This is a genomic window from Tardiphaga sp. 866_E4_N1_4 (assembly GCF_052076075.1).
Lineage (GTDB): Bacteria > Pseudomonadota > Alphaproteobacteria > Rhizobiales > Xanthobacteraceae > Tardiphaga > Tardiphaga robiniae.
Window position 1 is genome coordinate 4270142 of record NZ_CP197242.1, and the last position, 17956, is coordinate 4288097.

The window sequence follows — 17956 nt, forward strand, 5'->3', positions numbered from 1 at the left end:
TACGTAAGTTGAGAAGGGCGTGGGGACAAGCGGATCAGATAATGGGTGGCCCGGCCTGCCAGGTTCGGATCGCTTCGAATGGATGAATCAGCATGATCACGTTCAAAGTGAGATTGTCGCGAATGTGCAGGCCGACCAGAATCTCGAACAGAAGCGCGATCGCGACGGTAGCGGCGATCGGCAGCTTCCGCGCCAGGATGAAGCCCGTGATCATCGACAGTGTGTCAGCCAGCGAATTGACAATGCTGTCGCCGAAATAATCCAGCGACATCGTTCCGGCGCGATAGCGTTCGATAATCCAGCTCGAATTTTCCAGCAGCTCCCAGCCGCCTTCGATGAGCATGGCGACGATCAGGCGCGCGATCCAGGACAGTTGTGGAAACAGGAGCCAGGTGGCGGCGTAAAACAGGAAGCCGTGGATGATGTGAGAGAATGTGTACCAGTCGGTGAGGTGCTGTGAATTCTCCGAACTCAGCACCACGCCATGCCACAGCTTCACGTAGCCACAGGCGCAGATCGGCAATCGCCCCATCGCATAAAGAAGAGTCGCCTGCAGGGCGAGCAGGCCGAGCGCGATGACTACGCCCTGCTTGACCGAGAGGTCGCTGCCGGACGACGCGCGGGTATTGTGACCCGCGGCGGTCATGCCTCCAGCATTTCCAGCGTTACGTTGCGGTTGGTGTAGACGCAGATATCGGCCGCGATATCCAGCGACTTGCGCACGATGGTCTCGGCATCCTGATCGGTATCGACCAAGGCCCTCGCTGCTGCCAGCGCGTAATTGCCGCCCGAGCCGATGGCCATCACGCCGGCTTCCGGCTCCAGCACGTCGCCGGTGCCGGTCAGCACCAGCGAGACGTCCTTGTCGGCGACGATCATCATGGCTTCCAGCCGGCGCAGATACCGGTCGGTGCGCCAGTCCTTGGCGAGTTCGACGGCCGCCCGGGTCAATTGGCCGGGGTACTGCTCCAGTTTGGCTTCGAGACGCTCGAACAGCGTGAAGGCGTCCGCCGTGGCGCCGGCAAAGCCGCCGATTACGTCGCCCTTGCCCAGCTTACGGACCTTTTTGGCGTTGGATTTGATGACCGTTTGGCCGATCGAGACCTGGCCGTCGCCGCCGATCACGACTTTACCGCCCTTGCGGACGGTCAGGATGGTGGTGCCGTGCCAGACCGGAGACGATCCGTCGTGGGAAGCCGAATAAGATGCGTTCATGGAAACCCTCTTGAGGGCCTGATCTAGGCACGGATACCGGCCGTTGCAAATCCGGTGAGGAAGCATAGGCCAGCGGCCGATGCGCGCGGATTCCGGTCACCATAGGGGCAAAGATCGGTCCGGAATCGGCTCTCCCGCGGTAGCGAAGGTGTCATCTCCCTGTTAAAAGGGCGCGTTTTCAGCAGGCGGAGAGGCGTTTTCATGCGCACGGCGACGATCAAGCGCAAGACCAAGGAAACCGATATCGAGGTCTCCGTGAACCTCGACGGTACCGGCGTATCCAAATCGACCACCGGAATCGGCTTCTTCGACCATATGCTCGATCTGCTCGCCCGCCATTCCCGCATCGACGTCACCGTGAAGGCGGTCGGCGACCTCCATGTCGATTTCCATCATACGGTGGAGGATGTCGGCATCGCGCTTGGCCAGGCGGTCAAGCAGGCACTTGGCGACATGGCCGGGATCACCCGCTATGCCTCGGTCTATATGCCGATGGACGAGACCCTGACCCGGGTGGCGCTGGATATTTCCGGCCGGCCGGTGCTGGTGTTCAAGTCCACCTTCCCGACCCACAAGATCGGCGAATTCGACACCGAGCTGGTGCGCGAGTGGTTCAACGCCTTTGCCGGCAATGCGGGCGTGACTTTGCACGTCGAAACCCTATATGGCGAGAACAGCCATCACATTGCCGAATCCTGCTTCAAGGGTCTGGCGCGGGCGCTGCGGGCGGGTGTTGCGATCGATCCGCGCAATGCCGGCGAAGTGCCATCCACCAAGGGTCAGCTCGGCGGCTGATCGGCCTCTACGGTTTCGGGCGGAGTTTGCCATGCCGGTCTACACAGTTCACGCACCTCGCGGTGCCGGCCCTGAGCCGTTTGCGGCAACGGACAAGTTCGAGTTCGTGCGCGATGGATTCCATTTCTGGGCGTTCGTCGCCGGCCTGATCTGGCTGATCTATCATCGGCTGTGGTGGGCATTGCTCGGCTATGTCGTGCTGTCGATCGCCGGCGAAGTCGCGCTGTCGATGTTGAAGGTCGATCTCGGCGCCCGTTTCGTCGTGATGCTGCTGTTCGCGCTGCTGATGGGCTTCGAGGCGGCCAGCCTGCGACGCTGGACTCTGTCGCGCGGCAAGTGGCGTCAGCTCGATGTGGTCGTTGCAGATAACAAGGATGCCGCCGAGCGTCGCTTCTTCGATCGCTGGACCGCGCAGCACAACGCAGTCAACGATCAGTGGGCGAGCGATCGCGGCGGTCCGCCGCCGACCCGTCACGTTCCCAGCCAGTCTTTCTCACGTCCGCCGTCTCCGGCGCAAAACGACATCATCGGGTTATTCCCGCAACCGGGAGTGACACGGTGAGCGTTGCCATTATCGATTACGGCTCGGGCAACCTGCACTCCGCAGCGAAAGCGTTCGAGCGCGCCGCGCGCAGCATGGATGTGCCGGAGAAAATCATCGTCACGCGCGATCCCGAAACGGTATTTCGCGCCGATCGCATCGTGCTGCCCGGCGTCGGCGCTTTCGCGGATTGCCGCAAGGGACTGGATTCACTGGACGGCATGGTCGAGGCGATGACCGAAGCGGTGCGCGACAAGGCGCGCCCCTTCTTCGGCATCTGCGTCGGCATGCAGCTGATGGCGACCAAGGGCAAGGAACACGTCACGACCGACGGGCTGGGCTGGATCGCCGGCGATGTCGAGAAGATCCAGCCGCGCGAAGAGAATCTGAAGATCCCCCATATGGGCTGGAACACGCTCGACATGGTGCGTGAGCACGCGGTGTTGGAGCGCCTGCCGCTTGGGCCGAAGGGTCGCCACGCCTATTTCGTGCACTCCTATCACCTGAATGCGGTCAACGAGGCCGATGTACTGGCGCGCGCCGATTACGGCGGTCCTATCACTGCCATCGTCGGCAAGGACACCGCGATCGGTACGCAATTTCATCCCGAAAAGAGCCAGCGTTTCGGGCTGGCTCTGATTTCGAACTTTCTGAAGTGGAAGCCGTGATTCTCTTTCCCGCCATCGATCTGAAAAACGGCCAGTGCGTTCGCCTTGAGCAGGGCGACATGGCGCGCGCCACTGTGTTCAACCTTGATCCCGCAGCACAGGCGCGCGACTTCGAGACTCAAGGCTTCGAATATCTTCATGTCGTCGATCTCGATGGCGCCTTTGCCGGCAAACCGGTGAATGCGCAGGCCGTAGAGTCGATGCTGAAGGTCATCAAGATGCCAGTGCAGCTCGGCGGCGGCATTCGCGATCTCAAGACGGTGGAAGCCTGGCTTTCCAAAGGTATCACCCGCGTCATCATCGGCACGGCTGCGGTGCGCGATCCCGCGCTCGTGAAGGAAGCCGCGAAGAAATTCCCGGGCAAGGTCGCCGTCGGTCTGGATGCCCGCGACGGCAAGGTTGCCGTTGAGGGCTGGGCTGAGACCTCGACCGTCACTGCGCTGGAAATCGCGCAGCGTTTTGAAGATGCTGGCGTCGCCGCCATCATCTTCACCGATATCGCGCGCGACGGTTTGCTCAAGGGTATCAATTGGGATGCGACGATTGCGCTGGCCGATTCGATTTCAATTCCGGTGATCGCCTCGGGCGGCCTCGCCTCCATCGATGATATCAAGGCCATGCTTGAGCCACGTGCTGCGAAGCTCGAAGGCGCGATCTCCGGCCGTGCGCTGTATGACGGGCGGATTGATCCGGCCGAGGCGCTGAAACTCATCAAGCAGGCGGCATAAGGACCGAGCCATGTTCAAAGTCCGCGTCATCCCCTGCCTCGACGTCAAGGATGGACGCGTGGTGAAGGGCGTCAACTTCGTCGACCTGCGCGATGCCGGCGATCCCGTCGAGGCTGCGATCGCTTATGATGCGGCTGGCGCCGATGAACTCACTTTCCTCGACATTAACGCCACCCACGAAAACCGCGGTACCATGATGGACGTGGTCCGTCGCACGGCAGAAGCCTGTTTCATGCCGCTGACGGTCGGCGGCGGCGTGCGTACGGTGGACGACATCAAGACGCTGCTGCGCGCCGGTGCCGACAAGGTCTCGATCAATTCGGCCGCGGTGGCCAATCGCCAGTTCGTCAAGGAAGCCGCCGAGAAGTTCGGCGATCAGTGCATCGTGGTGGCGATCGACGCCAAACGGTCCGGCTCGCGCTGGGAGATCTTTACCCATGGCGGCCGCAAGTCGACTGGCATCGATGCGATCGAGTTTGCCCAGGAAGTCGTTTCATTGGGGGCCGGTGAAATCCTGCTCACCTCGATGGATCGCGACGGCACCCGTTCCGGCTTCGATATCGAACTGACCCGGGCCATCGCCGACAGCGTCGGCGTACCGGTGATCGCTTCGGGCGGCGTCGGCAATCTCGATCATCTGGTCGAAGGTATCAGGAGCGGCCACGCCACGGCGGTGCTGGCAGCCTCGATTTTTCACTTCGGGGAATTTACCATTCGCGAGGCCAAGGAGCATATGGTCCGGGCCGGACTGCCGATGCGGCTCGACCCTTAGGTCAATCTCTGGCAGGAGTCTGCGCTGCCCAGCTAACAAGGCGCCGAAATGGCTTTTACGCTTCACGATCTCGCCGACACCATCGACGCCCGCGCGGCGGCGGGTGGCGACGCGTCCTATACCCGCAAGCTGCTCGACAAGGGCGCGGAGCATTGCGCCAAGAAATTCGGCGAGGAAGCGGTCGAAACCGTGATCGCGGCGGTCGAGAACGATCGCACCAATCTGATCAATGAAAGTGCCGACCTGCTGTTTCATCTGCTGGTGCTGCTGAAAGCGCGCGGCGTAACGATTCAGGAGGTCGAGGCGGCGCTCGGTCAGCGCACGTCCCAATCCGGACTGCAAGAGAAAGCGTCGCGCAAGAGCGAGTAACAGCGTCGATCACAACGGGGACCGCTTCATGGATATGCGGGCAGACCAACAATACAATCCCTATCGGAATTTCTCGCGGGAGCAGTGGGCCAAGCTGCGCGACGATACGCCGATGACGCTGGAGGCCGGCGAGATCGCCGCCCTGCGTTCGATGTATGATCGCCTCGATCTGCGCGAGGTCGAAGAGATTTACCTGCCGCTGTCCCGCCTGCTTTCGATCTATGTCACGGCGACGCAACGTCTGTATTACGCGCAGCGCAAGTTCCTCGGCATCGAGGATCGCAAGATGCCCTATATCATCGGCGTCGCCGGGTCGGTGGCGGTCGGCAAGTCGACCACCGCCCGCGTGCTGCAGGCACTGCTCGCAAGATGGTCGCCGCGGCCCAAGGTCGATCTCGTCACCACCGACGGCTTTCTCTATCCGAATGCGGTGCTCGAGCGCGAAGGCATCATGCAGAAGAAGGGTTTTCCCGAAAGCTACGATCTGCCGACGCTGCTGCAGTTTCTCAGTGACATCAAAGCCGGCCGCAATGCCGTCCGCGCGCCTGTGTATTCGCATCTCACTTACGACGTGGTCCCAAACAAGTGGGTCGAGGTCGATCAGCCCGACATTCTGATCGTCGAAGGCGTCAATGTGCTACAGACCGGCCGCCTGCCGCGCGACGGCAAGGCGGTGCCTGTGGTCTCCGACTTCTTTGACTTCTCCGTCTATATCGACGCCGATGAGCCGGTACTGCGCGACTGGTATGTGAGACGGTTTCTGGCGCTGCGCGACACCGCATTCCACGATCCGCGATCCTATTTCAATCGCTACGCATTGCTGTCGGATGAAGAAGCCACCGCGACGGCGCTGGCGATCTGGGAGCGCACCAACCTCGCCAATCTCGAAGACAACATCCTGCCGACGCGGCCGCGTGCGACGCTGATCCTCAAAAAGGGCGCGGATCACGTGGTGGAAAACGTCGCGCTGCGTCGCCTCTAAGCGATTAAGCCGCGTGGCGTGAGGTGTCCGTGCTGAAATGCTCGATATAGCGTGCGCCGATCGACGTCACCGGCATCACGATCAGAACGTCGGTGGTGCCGAACTGATGATCGATCACGGCGCCGTCGCCGATCATGGCGCCGATCCGTAGATAGCCTTTGATCAGTGGCGGTAGCGCACGAAGCGCCGCCTTGGTGTCGATGGCATCCGCGGCCATCCGGTTCATCTCGACATAGCGCGACGGATGCGCGCGGGAGCGCCAGGCCTCGGGGGCACGCGCATTGTGGTGCAGGAACGACAGCGGCAGCGCGAGGCGATCCGGATCGGTGCCTTCAAAGCTGGCGCAGCCGATCATGACGTCGAACTTGTTCTGCCGCACATAGCTCCAGATGCCCTGCCACAGCAATTCGACGGTACGCTTGTTGCGGTAGCGCGGCAGCACGCAGGAGCGGCCGAGTTCAAGAAAGCGCAGACCGGCATGGCGCTCGATCATCCCCGACAAATCGAATTCGCTGTCGGTATAGAAACCCCCGTTCTGCATGGCCGCCTCATGGCGTAGCAGACGATAGGTACCGACCACCGGCTGCTTGCCGGACAGTGTGGGCTTTGCATCGTGATCGACGACGAGAAGGTGATCGCAGATCTTGTCGAATGCATCCTTGTCGCGGCGTGCCAGCATAGTGGCGGCGTCGGCGATCGCGGTGCCGTTCTTGTAGAATACCTTGTAGCGCAGACGCTGCGCGCGCTTCACATCGCGCTTGTCCTGCGCGAGGCGAACTTCGAGCGGACCCATCCGGCCTAACGAATTCGTGGCGATGGGAATACCGTTGGCCGGATCGAGATGCAGCGGCGGCTTGAACCAGGTGATCGCAGTCTGCGCGGCGGCGCTCATGTTCTGGGGCCGCAACATCTGCATGAAACCCTGCTTTGGTCGCACCAGTTCGTTGCCGTGCATGGCCATCCCCAACTCAATCGCCTTGTGCCGCAGGCATCACGCGAATCATCGATGCGGCTTATCCGCACCAGACATCACGGGCGCTCAACAGCCGTGTGACGGGCGTGTTGCGGGGGTGTGACAGCGAATGTGGAGCTGCTAGGCGGCGACGTGCCGCGTCTTGGCGAGTCCCTTGAGGGCTTCGGCGAGCTTGTCGCGGTCCAGCGGCTTCATCAGGAAGCCGTCCATGCCGGCCTCGAAACAGGCATAGCGATCTTCGACCAGTGCGTTCGCTGTGAGGGCCAGGATCGGGGTACGCCTGACGCGTTGACCGGCCTCGCGCGCGCGAATGCGTTTGGTGGTCTCGATGCCGTCAAGCTTCGGCATCTGGATATCCATCAGGACGAGGTCATAGGGCGTGCCTGCGGAGTCGGAGGCGAGCCAGGATTCCAGTGCCTCTTCGCCATTGGTGGTCACGACGGGCTTGTGGCCAAGCCGCGTCAGCAACGAGCGCATCAGTAGCGCGTTGATCTCGTTGTCTTCGGCGACCAGGATCGAGAGGCTGGGTGCCATCGCCGCCGTTGGTTCCGGTGTGGCCGGATCACGATCCAACGGATCATCGGCAGCGATTGTCGGTGAGTCCGTCTGCAATGTGAGGCGCGCGGCGAGCGAGGTCGCACGCAGTGGCTTCACCAGATAGCCGGTGAACGCACTCGGCGTTGTAGGCTGTAGCTCATGACGCATCGCTGGCGTGAACAGCACGATCCGTCGCAGCGCGTGCGGAATTGCAGCGTTCGCAAGCTGCTCGGCAGCGTCAGCACCAAGAGCGCGATCGATCATGACGGCGTGCCATGAACGTTCGGGTAGCAGCGCTTGCGCGACGGCGAGATCGGACACAGTGCAGGTCTGCGCGCCCCATCGCCCGAGTCGCAGGGCTGTGAGCGAAGCTTCGATGGTTTGTGGCGCCACCAGCATCACCGAAAGGCCCGTGAGATCCGGCGGCACGAAGGTCGCGGTGCCGCTGTCGGAAGCGGTGAGCGGGATAGACACTTCGAATGTCGAGCCGGCACCGAGCGTGCTCTGCAGCGTGATGCGGCCGTTCATGCGCTTGACGATGCGCTCGCTGATGCTGAGGCCAAGACCCGTTCCGCCATAGTGCCGCGCGGTGCCCTCGTCTGCCTGTTCGAATTCGCGGAAGATGCGCTGCTGCGCATCCGGCGCGATGCCGATGCCGGTGTCGCGCACCAGGAAAGAGACTTCGTTCGGCCAGATGCCGGGCTCCACGATCAGCGCCACGCCACCGGTCGCCGTGAACTTGATGGCATTGCCCGCGAGATTGAGCAGCACCTGGCGCAGGCGCGCCGCATCGCCCATCACTGTCAGCGGCAGTCGCTCGTCGACATAGGCCGCGATTTCGAGATTGCGGGCCTGCGCACGCGGCGCCAGCAATTCGGTGATGTCCTCGATCAATCCGGCTAGTGCAAAGGGGCGATGTTCCAGATCGATCTTGCCGGCCTCGATCTTGGAGTAATCCAGCAGCTCCTCGATCAGCGACAGCAGCGCATCGCCGGAGGTCTTCACGGCCTTGGCGTAAGTGGTCTGTTCGGGTGTCAGCGGCGTATCGAGCAGCAAGCCGCTCATGCCGAGAATGCCGTTCAGCGGCGTGCGGATTTCATGGGACGCCATCGCGAGGAACCGCGACTTGGCTCGGTTGGCGGCATTGGCATGGTCGCGTGCCTCACCGAGGGCGCGTTCGGTCTGGGTACGGTCAGTGACATCGCGGCCGACGCATTGCAATTCGGCGGGCTGGCCCGCATCGATCCGCACCAGACCTTCGCGCCAGGCGATCCAGCGCGGACCGGTCGCCGTGGCGATCTTCTGATCGTGCATGCTGGTGCCGTTGGGCTCGTTGGCGATATCGCCCTGCTCCAGCAGCGTGAGTTCGAAGTGGCTGCCGATCAATGCTTCGCGCGATTGTTCCGCCAGCGCACAATAGGCATCGTTGACGAAGGTGATGCAGCCTTCGCTGTTGCGGATCACAATGAGGTCGCCCTGTGCCTCGAACAGGCTGCGCGCGCGCTCTTCGGCTTCTTTCAATTCCCAATTCCGGTCGACCAGGGCTTCGTTATGCGCAGCCAATTTGCGCATCCGCTTGCCTATGAAGCGCATACGGATGCTCATGGTGGCCAGGGCGACGCAGGCCAGCGCGAACAGGAAGCTGGCACCGATCGCAAAAGCGTGCGGGTCGTAACCTGAGTCTTTGGAGGTCGAACCGGAGATGAAGCCATAGGCGCCACCGAAGGCAGCCGAGAACATCACGAAGGAGCGGATGACAAAAGCAAGCCACGGAAAACGGCGCGCGAAGCGGCGGAAGTAGACCTTGATCCGGAAGACACCTTTCGCCACAGATCAGCACTCCGGCTTGGTCACATCATGGCTCGCGATTGCACGCGACTACAGGCCGCGATCAGGCGATCGCAGATCTCAGAAACAATGCGGGTATGTTGTTGCCAAGTGCTTGCACGGTGGCAGTTTTGAATTTGCCCGCGCAGACATGGTTGATGAAGCGTTAATGCGCGGCCTAGAGGCTGGCCGCTGCCATCCGCGCCGGGCTGCGGCTGTGGGCACCGACGATCAGCGCAGCGGCATCACGCGCCGTGAAGCTGCGTGACTTCACAAAGATGCGGTAGTCGGCGTCACCCTGCTCCGACAGGTAGATGATGGGCTCTGACGTTGCCGATGTCTCGGCAATACCGATGAAACGCGTCGCAGCGGTGACGGGACAGGCATCGGGTTCCGCTGCATCGGCATCATCGAGCACGACAAAGTCGGCGGTTTCGGCGCTATCGACGATCTGCACACGGACGGTCGCCTGCAGGGGATCGTTGGTGAAGCTGACATGCGATTGCGCCTGCCAGGGCATGGTGGCGATCTGGATGGTGGTCTCACCGGTGGAGATGCAGGGATGCGTTCCGCTCGCGAGATCGCCGCGGGCGAGAAAGGCTGCCAGCGCCAGGGGAATCGTCGAGGCTAAAATCTTGAAACGCAGCATGACACGGTACTCGCCCTGGCCCCGCAATGCGGGGTTATGGTGAGCAGAGCGTAAACAAAACTCGTTACTATCGCGTTGACGTCCACATCAGTGGCGAGGAGGAGACGTCAAGCAGCTCGGCGAATGTCCTCCGCCAGCGCGCGGTAAGACAACGCTTCGGCCAGATGCAGCCGCCCGATTTTCTCGGCGCCGTCGAGATCCGCCAGCGTCCGCGCCACGCGCAGTACGCGGTGATAACCGCGCGCGGTCAGTCGCATCGTTTCGGCGGCATCGCGCAACAATATCAGCCCCTGCGCATCCGGCTGCGCAACCGTTTCCAGCACAGAGGCCGGCGCGGAGGCATTGGTATGTGCGCCCGGCAATCCCGCCGCCGCATAGCGCATGGTCTGCAGATCGCGCGCGGCGGCGACACGCGCCGCGACCTCGGCAGAGCCTTCGGAAGGTGGCGGCAGAATGAGATCCGCTGCGGTCACCGCCGGGACTTCGATGCGCAGATCGATGCGATCCATCAGGGGGCCCGAGATGCGCGCCTGATAATCCGAGGTGCAGCGATCGATGCGGCCACGTTTGCAGGAGAAGCCCGGCTCGAAAGCGTGACCGCAGCGGCATGGATTCATCGCAGCAACAAGCATGAAGCGCGCGGGATAGGTGACGCGGTGATTGGCGCGCGAGACCGCCACCTCGCCATTCTCAAGCGGCGCGCGCAGCGAATCCAGCACGCGCGGATCGAACTCCGGCAGTTCGTCGAGAAACAGCACGCCTTGATGCGCCAGCGAAATCTCGCCCGGCCGCGCGCGCAACCCGCCGCCGGTGAGTGCGGCCATGCTGGCGGAATGATGCGGTGCGCGGAACGGCCGGCGTGAGGTGAGCGCACCGTCCTTGATCTCGCCGGCCACCGACGCGATCATTGAGACTTCGAGGAGTTCCGCCGGCGATAGCGGCGGCAGGATCGATGGCAGCCGTGCCGCCAGCATGGATTTGCCGGAACCTGGCGATCCCGCCATCAATAGATGGTGGCCGCCGGCGGCAGCGATCTCCAGCGCGCGTTTGGCGCTTTCCTGTCCCTTGATGTCGCGCAGATCCAGCAGCGTTTCCTCACGCGCATGTATCTTCGGCTGCGGCCGCGACAGAACCTGCGTGCCCTTAAAGTGATTGGCGATCTGGATCAGCGACGTCGCGGCGATGATCTGGATATCGGGACTGGCCCAGGCGGCTTCCGCGCCGCAGGCTTCTGGGCAGATCAATCCCTCGTCGCGCGCATTGGCGCCGATGGCAGCCGGCAGCACGCCGGCGACCGGAGCGAGCGAGCCATCGAGACCGAGTTCGCCGAGCACGGTGAAGCCCGTCAATGCATCCGGCGGAATCGCGCCGATCGCGGCCATCAATCCCAGCGCGATCGGCAGATCGTAATGGCTGCCTTCCTTGGGTAAGTCAGCGGGCGCGAGATTGACGATGATCCGCCGTGCCGGCAGCGCCAGACCCGAGGCGACCAGCGCGGCACGGACCCGTTCGCGCGCTTCGGATACTGCCTTGTCGGGCAGGCCGACGATCAAAAAATTCGGCAGACCGGGCACGACCTGAACCTGCACGTCGACCGCGCGGGCCTCGATCCCCTCAAAGGCTACGGTGGAAACCCGTTGAACCATGCCGCCCCCATTCGAGGTGAGAGCGTAACCTAAGGTTGCTTCTACATCAAGAACAATCAGTGAACGAAATGTAGCGGTAAAGTATGCTGGTTTTGGCTGAAGTCGGCCATTGGCGTAGAAAATCTTAAACACGTCATGCAAAGCATCCTATGAGCTTCGAGACGAAGACCGGGTGCCCGCAGATGTCAGATCGCTTGTCGATGCCGCCAGACGCTCCGGATGACGCCGACCTGATCGCTGCGCTGAAGGCGCAGATCGAAGCTCAGCAGGCCATCATCGATCAACAGGCTGCTTCGCTGGCGCATAGCCGGAAGATATTCGATCGCTCCTCGGCGGCAGCGCGAATCGGCGTCTGGGAATGCGACCTCTCCGATGAATCGCTGGTCTGGACCGATGTTGTCTATGACATCTTCGATCTACCGCGTGGCTCGACGCCGATTCGCGAGGAGGCGCTCGCCTGTTATCCCGAAGAATCCGTCAGGGAACTGACGAAGCGGCGCAGCAAGGCCATCGAGGATCGCACGGGCTTCAGTCTCGATGCGGAGATCATCACCTTCAAGGGCAACCGGCGCTGGATCAGGATCACGGCCACTGTCGAGTCGGTCGATGGCGTTGCCGTCCGCATCTTCGGCATGAAGCAAGACATCACCGAAGAGAAAATTCTGGCGGATCGCAATCGCTATCTCGCCGAATTCGATACGCTGACCGGCCTTGCCAATCGCAGCCAGTTTCAAACCAAGCTGTCGCTGTTCGATGCGGCGTCGGCCATCAAGGTGAAGCCGTTCGGCGCGCTGCTGTTGATCGATCTCGATGAATTCAAGCCGGTCAATGACTGTTTCGGCCACGCAGCGGGCGATGCCTGCCTGACCGTCGTTGCAAATCGAATTCGCAACATCTGTGCCGGTGCGGAACTGGTCGCACGACTCGGCGGTGACGAATTCGCGGTTCTGCTGGGGCCTCACGCGGAATTCGAGGAAGCCTCGGAGACGGCGCGTGCGATTGTCACGCAGTTGGGACTGCCGATTGATCATCGCGGACAACAGTTGCGGGTTGGCGCATCGGTCGGCATCGCGCTGGCCGATAGCTGCACGTCATCGCAATTGGCAGCCATGGCCGATTCGGCGCTCTATGCGGCGAAGGATGCCGGACGTGGCACGTTCCGGATCTACAAACGCGGAGCGGAGAGACGTCCGAGGGACACCTCATCCGCGGCGTGAGGATAAATTGCGGCGGAATTCCTGCGGCGGTCACTGTCTCAAGATCGCCGCAGGAAAGTCGCAGGATTTCCGCTAGAGATTCATCACCATCGGCTCGGCGATATAGCGGAAGCCGTCGCCTGATTTCACCACATGACCATAGCCCGGCCACGCGAAGTGATAGGACATCACGGCGGTCTTGTTGGCTGCGAGCATGTCGAGCATCTTCACCCGCGTCGCTGCCGCCATCTTCGGATCGGAGTCATAGGCGAACTCCATCCGCGGCTTCTCCAGCAGCAGCACCTGATGATGGGTGAGGTCGCCGAGGAAGGCGAAAGATTTCCCGTCCGACTGGATCATGAACATGTGGTGGCCGAACGTATGGCCAGGTGCATGCATGGCGGTGACGCCCGGCAGGAACTCCTGGCCGTCCTTGAAGAACACCAGGCGATCCTTCACGGGCAGCAGGTTCTTGCGCGCATGGACGATGAAGTCCTTGAGCGGCGAACCGAGCTTGCCTTCGTCGGTCCAGAACTTGAAGTCTTCCTCGCTGAGATAGACCTGCGCATTGGGAAATAGTGGCTTGTCATTGGCATCGACGATGCCGCCGATATGATCGATATGGGCGTGCGAGCACACGACGGCATCGATATCGCCGGGCTTGATACCGGCTTCGGCCATACTTTTCTGCAGGCGACCCGTGGTGTTGCCGAACAGTTGCGACGTGCCCATGCCGGTGTCGAACAGGATCAGTCTGTCGCCCATGTTGACGATCGGCGCGTTCTGTTCGAGCACGACATTGCTGCTGCTGAGGAAATTATCCGTCAGCATCTTCTGCACGTCTTCCTTGGGTACGCCGACGAATGTGCCGGAGGGATCGCCGAGCGGCAAAGGTCCGTCGGAGACAACGGTGACTTCCGCGCTGCCTAACATGAAACGGTGGAAGTAGGGCGCCTGTGTGCCGAGCTTTGGTGCCTTGGCCGATGCGCTGCCGATGAGGCCGGGAGCGAGAAGATTTGCGCCCAAACCAGCGCCGAGCGAGAGCAGGGACCTTCGCGAAACTTCTGAAGTCATGCGTTTCTCCACTGATATGCTTTTGCTTGCCGCCACATGTAGCGGGCCGCTCGATTGGTCGAGCGTGCATCGGCATGCTGCGCTTGCCGTCCATGACTGGCAAGCAAAAGCAGCAGGCGGAGAATTGCGACAAATGGAATTCAAACTGCTGCGTCAAGTATTGACGCAGCGCAGCGAGTGACGCGAGCGGAGTTTACTTCCGCTTCGCTTCGATCACGTCCCAGACCCGCGCCGCGACATCCGGTCCGCCAAGCTTGGCGATGGCGCGAATGCCCGTGGGCGACGTCACGTTGATCTCGGTGAGATTGCCATCGATCACGTCGATGCCGACGAACAGCAGACCGAGATCACGCAGTGCCGGTCCGACACGTTCGCAGATTTCGCGCTCACGCGGCGAGAGTTCGGTGGCCTTGGCGGCGCCGCCACGCACCATGTTGGAGCGCAAATCGTCTTCAGCCGGCACGCGGTTCACGGCACCCGCGAATTCGCCGTCGATCAGGATGATGCGCTTGTCACCATGCTTCACTTCGGGGAGGAAGCGCTGGATGACCCACTGCTCCTTGAAGGTCACGGAGAACAGATCGTAGAGCGAACCGAAATTCATGTCCTGCGGCAGCACGCGAAACACCGCTGCGCCGCCATGGCCATGCAGCGGCTTCATCACCACAGCGCCATGCTCGGCGCGAAATGCATTGATCTCGTCCTTGTCGCGCGAGATTAGCGTCGGCGGCATCAGGTCCGAGAAGCCCATCACGAAAATCTTCTCCGGCGCGTTGCGCACCGAGGCCGGATCATTGATCACCAGCGTCTTCGGATGAATGCGCTCGAGCAGATGCGTCGAGGTGATGTAAGCGAGATCGAATGGCGGGTCCTGGCGCAGCAACACCACGTCGAAGGATTCCATGTTGGTGCGGGTGGGTTCACCGAGCGTGAAATAATCGCCTTCGACGTCGCGCACCGACAGCGATTGCACCGGCGCCACCACATCATTGCCGCGCAGCGAGAGCTTGTCTGGCGTGTAATAGGACAGTTTGTGGCCACGCTTCTGGGCTTCCAGCAGCATTGCGAAGGTCGAATCGCCCTTGTGATTGATGCGCGCGATGGGGTCCATCTGGACGGCGACGTTCAAGGTCATGCTGCAAGGTCCGGAATTGTGGTAGGGGAGGCGAAAGCTCAGGTTGAGGCGTCGAATGCCGCTAACAGATGGCGTGGCAAATGTCTTGGCGCAATCAGCACGACGTCGAAACGCAGGTCGAATTCCGCATGTTCGGGATGCGCCATCAGCCAGCCCTGGGCGGCATCCATGATCCGGGCCTGCTGACGTGGCGTCACCGCATAGGCGGCCTCGTCCAGGCTGGCGCGGGCCTTTACCTCGACAAAGGCAATCAGGCTGCGTTTTCTGGCGACGATGTCGATCTCGCCATGGGGGGTACGAAAGCGGCGGGCCAGGATGCGGTAGCCCTTGGCCAGCAGCAAAGCAGCGGCACGGCTTTCGGCGGAGAGGCCGGTATTGAACGCGGCGACGCGCTCCGGCGCAGCCGGTCTGGCTGCGGGCTTCGGGGCGGAGACTTTGTCAGTCTTCGCCATCGCCTGAGTCCCTGTGAATCTCCTTGGCCAGCTCCAGCGCGCGGGCATAGACGGCGCGGCGCGGCCGGCCGGACAGTTCGACCGCATGCGCCACGGCATCCTTGACGCTGTCGCGCTGCAACGAGCTGCGCAGCAGGGCATCGAGATCGTCCTCGGTCATGGCCTGCGCATCCGCAGCCGGTGGCCCGATGACGAGTACGAATTCACCGCGGGTCTCCAGCCCATCGGCGTCCTTGGCCAGATCGGCAATGGGTCCACGATTGATCTCTTCATGCATCTTCGTGAGTTCGCGGCAGATCGCCGCATCGCGGTTGCCCATGATGTCCGCGAGATCGGCCAGCGTGTCCTGCACGCGGTTGCCGGAGTCGAACATCACCAGCGTGGCGTCGATGGCAGCCAGCTCCGTGAGGCGTGAGCGGCGTGCCATCTGCCGCGATGGCAGAAAGCCCTCGAAGAAGAAGCGATCGGTCGGCAGCGCCGACACGGCCAGCGCCGCCAGCACCGAGGACGGCCCCGGCAGCGAAATCACATTGAAGCCTGCTGCGGTCACTTCCCGCACCAGCTTGAAGCCGGGGTCGGAAATCAGTGGCGTGCCGGCATCCGACACCAGCGCGATCGACGCGCCCTGCGCCAGCTTTTCAAGAATTTTTGGCCGTGCCTGTTCGGCATTGTGCTCATGATATTGCTTGAGTGTGCCGGTGATCCCGTAGCGCTCGGTCAGGCGGCGGGTGATGCGGGTGTCTTCGCAGGCGATAATATCGACCCCCGCCAGGGTCTCCAGCGCGCGCAGCGTGATGTCGCCAAGATTGCCGATCGGCGTGGCCACAAGATGCAGCCCCGGAACAGCTTTCGGTGCCATGAGCAGATGGCCGGAGACCGTGAAGGTCCGGGCCGATGGCGCCGCGGCGTCCGCAGGCGATGAGGAGAGGGGTGTTGCGCGCATGGCGACAATGTAGAGCGAATTGCGCCAAAGGGGGATAGCCGTTTTTTGGGCGTTTGGCCGTGGTTCATTCCGGTCGTGCTAATCCAGCCGCGGTGACGGGGTATGCCGGACATAAAGCTTTTGTTTTGGTTAACTTATCGCCGACAATATGTCTGAATCCGCGCCTCACACTATATAGTGAGTGACGAGGCGGGCCGATCTGATACGGCCGAAAGAAGAGAAGTGATGGCGGATCCGTTCGACCCCAAATCCGGGAGCAAGGGAGCGACTTCGGGCGCAACGCGGCGGACGGCTGTCGGCCTGCTGCTGGGTGCGCCGTTGCTCGGAGCTTGCGCGGGTGTGCAATCGACGCTGACCAATGCCTTTGGCACCGGACCCAGTGCGCCATCGGGACCCCCCGCCGGACCGGCGCAGCAGTCGCAAGCCATCGGCACCGGGGGCACAAAAGTCGGACTGATCCTGCCGCTGTCGGCTTCGGGCAATGCCGGCGTCGCCGCGCAGTCGATGAAGAATGCCGCTGAGATGGCACTCGCCGAATTCCAGAACCCCAGCATTCAACTCCTGATCAAGGACGACAATGGGAGCGCGCAGGGCGCGCAGCAGGCCGCCCAACAGGCGCTCGATGAAGGGTCCGAAATCATTCTCGGGCCGCTCTTCGCCCTGTCGGTCCCAGCCACCGCGCAGCTCACGCGCGCGCGCAACGTGCCAGTGATCGCGTTCTCGACTGATTCCAGCGTCGCCGGCCGTGGTGTCTATTTGCTCAGTTTCCTTCCCGAGTCCGACGTCAATCGCATCGTCGATTATGCCGCGGGCACGGGTAAACGTTCCTTTGCGGCGATGCTGCCCGAGAATGCCTATGGCAATGTCGTCGAAGTCGCTTTCAAGCAAGCCGTCGCGCGCAAGGGTGGCCGCGTCGTCGCTTTTGAGCGCTATGGCGCGGACCGCTCCAGCGCAGCACGCAACATCGCGGCATCGCTCACCGGCGCCGACGCGTTGTTCATTGCTGACGATGGCGACGCGGTTGTCGCAACGGCTGATGCCTTGACTGCGGCGGGTGCCAATCTGCGCAATGTGCAATTGCTCGGCACGGGCCTGTGGGACAACCCGCGCGTCTTCAACAGCGCGGCTTTGCAGGGCGGGCTCTATGCCGCGCCAGATCCTGCAGGGTTTCGTGCCTTTGCGGGCCGTTATCGCGCGAAATATGGCGGCGATCCCGTGCGTACCGCGACGCTAGCTTACGATGCGGTGGCGCTGGTCGCCGCTTTGGCGCGCACCCAAGGCGGACAGCGCTTCGCACCTGAAACGCTCACCAATCCATCCGGCTTTGCCGGCATCGATGGTCTGTTTCGTTTCCGCAGCGATGGCGGCAACGATCGCGGCCTCGCCGTGATGAAAGTTGCGTCGGGTGGTGGTCAGGCCGTGGCGGGCTCGCCGAAGAGTTTCGGGGCGTAGCG

General features: G+C 62.2%; 20 protein-coding genes. 10 read left to right on the plus strand and 10 right to left on the minus strand.

The genetic code is table 11. The features are described 5' to 3' along the window. Window positions 1-34: 34 nt before the first annotated feature. Window positions 35-646, minus strand: a complete 612-nt coding sequence (locus AB8B20_RS20660; RefSeq protein WP_439074140.1) for a DUF2585 domain-containing protein — start codon at window positions 644-646, stop codon at window positions 35-37. Beyond that, window positions 643-1215, minus strand: coding sequence for an ATP-dependent protease subunit HslV (hslV, locus tag AB8B20_RS20665; RefSeq protein WP_068730238.1), 573 nt, complete (start codon window positions 1213-1215; stop codon window positions 643-645). The genes AB8B20_RS20660 and hslV overlap by 4 nt, the downstream gene beginning before the upstream one ends. Window positions 1216-1416: 201 nt before the next feature. Here hslV and hisB point away from each other — a divergent pair, with 201 nt between their 5' ends. The 7 genes from hisB to coaA are packed head-to-tail and all read left to right on the plus strand — an operon-like array spanning window position 1417 to window position 6070. Further along, window positions 1417-2010 carry an imidazoleglycerol-phosphate dehydratase HisB gene (hisB, locus tag AB8B20_RS20670; protein ID WP_089263102.1) on the plus strand — a complete coding sequence of 198 codons (594 nt, stop codon included), beginning with the start codon at window positions 1417-1419 and terminating at the stop codon, window positions 2008-2010. Between the two features lie 31 nt (window positions 2011-2041). Continuing rightward, window positions 2042-2572 carry a DUF2628 domain-containing protein gene (locus AB8B20_RS20675; RefSeq protein WP_089263100.1) on the plus strand — a complete coding sequence of 177 codons (531 nt, stop codon included), beginning with the start codon at window positions 2042-2044 and terminating at the stop codon, window positions 2570-2572. Further along, window positions 2569-3219 (plus strand): imidazole glycerol phosphate synthase subunit HisH, encoded by a 651-nt coding sequence (gene hisH / locus AB8B20_RS20680; protein WP_439074139.1) that lies wholly within the window; start codon window positions 2569-2571, stop codon window positions 3217-3219. The genes AB8B20_RS20675 and hisH overlap by 4 nt, the downstream gene beginning before the upstream one ends. Next, entirely contained in the window at window positions 3216-3947 is a 732-nt protein-coding gene (hisA, locus tag AB8B20_RS20685; RefSeq protein ID WP_120288087.1) for a 1-(5-phosphoribosyl)-5-[(5-phosphoribosylamino)methylideneamino]imidazole-4-carboxamide isomerase, read from the plus strand. The genes hisH and hisA overlap by 4 nt, the downstream gene beginning before the upstream one ends. 10 nt (window positions 3948-3957) lie before the next feature. Then, the gene (gene hisF, locus AB8B20_RS20690; protein WP_068730242.1) at window positions 3958-4719 is read left to right on the plus strand and encodes an imidazole glycerol phosphate synthase subunit HisF; all 762 of its coding nucleotides are present in this window, start codon (window positions 3958-3960) and stop codon (window positions 4717-4719) included. Window positions 4720-4767: 48 nt separating this feature from the next. Next, entirely contained in the window at window positions 4768-5088 is a 321-nt protein-coding gene (locus tag AB8B20_RS20695; RefSeq protein WP_089263096.1) for a phosphoribosyl-ATP diphosphatase, read from the plus strand. Between the two features lie 28 nt (window positions 5089-5116). Then, window positions 5117-6070, plus strand: coding sequence for a type I pantothenate kinase (gene coaA, locus AB8B20_RS20700; RefSeq protein ID WP_089263094.1), 954 nt, complete (start codon window positions 5117-5119; stop codon window positions 6068-6070). 4 nt (window positions 6071-6074) lie between these two features. Here the strand turns inward: coaA and AB8B20_RS20705 are convergent, their stop codons facing one another. From AB8B20_RS20705 to AB8B20_RS20720, 4 genes are all read right to left on the minus strand, one after another. Beyond that, window positions 6075-7025: a GNAT family N-acetyltransferase gene (locus AB8B20_RS20705; protein ID WP_439074974.1), complete on the minus strand. Its 951-nt coding sequence runs from the start codon at window positions 7023-7025 to the stop codon at window positions 6075-6077. 138 nt (window positions 7026-7163) lie between these two features. After that, a complete protein-coding gene (locus AB8B20_RS20710; protein WP_439074138.1) occupies window positions 7164-9410 on the minus strand; it encodes an ATP-binding protein in 2247 nt (748 codons plus the stop codon). A gap of 175 nt (window positions 9411-9585) precedes the next feature. Further along, a complete protein-coding gene (locus AB8B20_RS20715) occupies window positions 9586-10056 on the minus strand; it encodes a hypothetical protein (protein ID WP_184512515.1) in 471 nt (156 codons plus the stop codon). 107 nt (window positions 10057-10163) lie between these two features. Continuing rightward, window positions 10164-11702 carry a YifB family Mg chelatase-like AAA ATPase gene (locus tag AB8B20_RS20720; protein WP_439074137.1) on the minus strand — a complete coding sequence of 513 codons (1539 nt, stop codon included), beginning with the start codon at window positions 11700-11702 and terminating at the stop codon, window positions 10164-10166. A 182-nt stretch (window positions 11703-11884) separates the two neighbouring features. On the opposite strand from AB8B20_RS20720, the gene AB8B20_RS20725 reads away from it, so the two are divergent. Beyond that, window positions 11885-12919 carry a diguanylate cyclase domain-containing protein gene (locus AB8B20_RS20725; protein ID WP_439074136.1) on the plus strand — a complete coding sequence of 345 codons (1035 nt, stop codon included), beginning with the start codon at window positions 11885-11887 and terminating at the stop codon, window positions 12917-12919. A gap of 72 nt (window positions 12920-12991) precedes the next feature. Here AB8B20_RS20725 and AB8B20_RS20730 read toward each other — a convergent pair whose 3' ends face one another. After that, window positions 12992-13972, minus strand: a complete 981-nt coding sequence (locus tag AB8B20_RS20730) for an MBL fold metallo-hydrolase (RefSeq protein ID WP_309941490.1) — start codon at window positions 13970-13972, stop codon at window positions 12992-12994. Here AB8B20_RS20730 and AB8B20_RS20735 point away from each other — a divergent pair. Beyond that, window positions 13971-14153, plus strand: a complete 183-nt coding sequence (locus AB8B20_RS20735; protein ID WP_141137046.1) for a hypothetical protein — start codon at window positions 13971-13973, stop codon at window positions 14151-14153. The two genes, AB8B20_RS20730 and AB8B20_RS20735, sit on opposite strands and share 2 nt — an antisense overlap. Before the next feature lie 12 nt (window positions 14154-14165). Here the strand turns inward: AB8B20_RS20735 and gshB are convergent, their stop codons facing one another. Genes gshB through rsmI form a run of 3 tightly spaced genes read right to left on the minus strand, consistent with a single transcriptional unit; the run spans window position 14166 to window position 16502 of the window. Then, window positions 14166-15107, minus strand: coding sequence for a glutathione synthase (gene gshB, locus AB8B20_RS20740; RefSeq protein WP_439074135.1), 942 nt, complete (start codon window positions 15105-15107; stop codon window positions 14166-14168). A gap of 38 nt (window positions 15108-15145) precedes the next feature. After that, a complete protein-coding gene (locus tag AB8B20_RS20745) occupies window positions 15146-15559 on the minus strand; it encodes a YraN family protein (RefSeq protein ID WP_439074134.1) in 414 nt (137 codons plus the stop codon). Continuing rightward, a complete protein-coding gene (gene rsmI, locus AB8B20_RS20750; protein WP_439074133.1) occupies window positions 15546-16502 on the minus strand; it encodes a 16S rRNA (cytidine(1402)-2'-O)-methyltransferase in 957 nt (318 codons plus the stop codon). The genes AB8B20_RS20745 and rsmI overlap by 14 nt, the downstream gene beginning before the upstream one ends. A 225-nt stretch (window positions 16503-16727) precedes the next feature. Here rsmI and AB8B20_RS20755 point away from each other — a divergent pair, with 225 nt between their 5' ends. Next, on the plus strand, window positions 16728-17954 hold the full coding sequence (locus tag AB8B20_RS20755) for a penicillin-binding protein activator (protein ID WP_439074132.1): 1227 nt from the start codon (window positions 16728-16730) through the stop codon (window positions 17952-17954). Window positions 17955-17956: the final 2 nt, after the last annotated feature.

What these genes read in the sequence shown, in the direction of transcription:
- AB8B20_RS20660 (WP_439074140.1), bottom strand. Translation starts at nt 646, where the DNA reads ATGACCGCCGCGGGTCACAATACCCGCGCGTCGTCCGGCAGCGACCTC.
- hslV (WP_068730238.1), bottom strand. Translation starts at nt 1,215, where the DNA reads ATGAACGCATCTTATTCGGCTTCCCACGACGGATCGTCTCCGGTCTGG.
- hisB (WP_089263102.1), top strand. Translation starts at nt 1,417, where the DNA reads ATGCGCACGGCGACGATCAAGCGCAAGACCAAGGAAACCGATATCGAG.
- AB8B20_RS20675 (WP_089263100.1), top strand. Translation starts at nt 2,042, where the DNA reads ATGCCGGTCTACACAGTTCACGCACCTCGCGGTGCCGGCCCTGAGCCG.
- hisF (WP_068730242.1), top strand. Translation starts at nt 3,958, where the DNA reads ATGTTCAAAGTCCGCGTCATCCCCTGCCTCGACGTCAAGGATGGACGC.
- AB8B20_RS20695 (WP_089263096.1), top strand. Translation starts at nt 4,768, where the DNA reads ATGGCTTTTACGCTTCACGATCTCGCCGACACCATCGACGCCCGCGCG.
- coaA (WP_089263094.1), top strand. Translation starts at nt 5,117, where the DNA reads ATGGATATGCGGGCAGACCAACAATACAATCCCTATCGGAATTTCTCG.
- AB8B20_RS20705 (WP_439074974.1), bottom strand. Translation starts at nt 7,025, where the DNA reads ATGCACGGCAACGAACTGGTGCGACCAAAGCAGGGTTTCATGCAGATG.
- AB8B20_RS20715 (WP_184512515.1), bottom strand. Translation starts at nt 10,056, where the DNA reads ATGCTGCGTTTCAAGATTTTAGCCTCGACGATTCCCCTGGCGCTGGCA.
- AB8B20_RS20720 (WP_439074137.1), bottom strand. Translation starts at nt 11,702, where the DNA reads ATGGTTCAACGGGTTTCCACCGTAGCCTTTGAGGGGATCGAGGCCCGC.
- AB8B20_RS20725 (WP_439074136.1), top strand. Translation starts at nt 11,885, where the DNA reads ATGTCAGATCGCTTGTCGATGCCGCCAGACGCTCCGGATGACGCCGAC.
- AB8B20_RS20735 (WP_141137046.1), top strand. Translation starts at nt 13,971, where the DNA reads ATGCGTTTCTCCACTGATATGCTTTTGCTTGCCGCCACATGTAGCGGG.
- AB8B20_RS20730 (WP_309941490.1), bottom strand. Translation starts at nt 13,972, where the DNA reads ATGACTTCAGAAGTTTCGCGAAGGTCCCTGCTCTCGCTCGGCGCTGGT.
- gshB (WP_439074135.1), bottom strand. Translation starts at nt 15,107, where the DNA reads ATGACCTTGAACGTCGCCGTCCAGATGGACCCCATCGCGCGCATCAAT.
- AB8B20_RS20745 (WP_439074134.1), bottom strand. Translation starts at nt 15,559, where the DNA reads ATGGCGAAGACTGACAAAGTCTCCGCCCCGAAGCCCGCAGCCAGACCG.
- rsmI (WP_439074133.1), bottom strand. Translation starts at nt 16,502, where the DNA reads ATGCGCGCAACACCCCTCTCCTCATCGCCTGCGGACGCCGCGGCGCCA.
- AB8B20_RS20755 (WP_439074132.1), top strand. Translation starts at nt 16,728, where the DNA reads ATGGCGGATCCGTTCGACCCCAAATCCGGGAGCAAGGGAGCGACTTCG.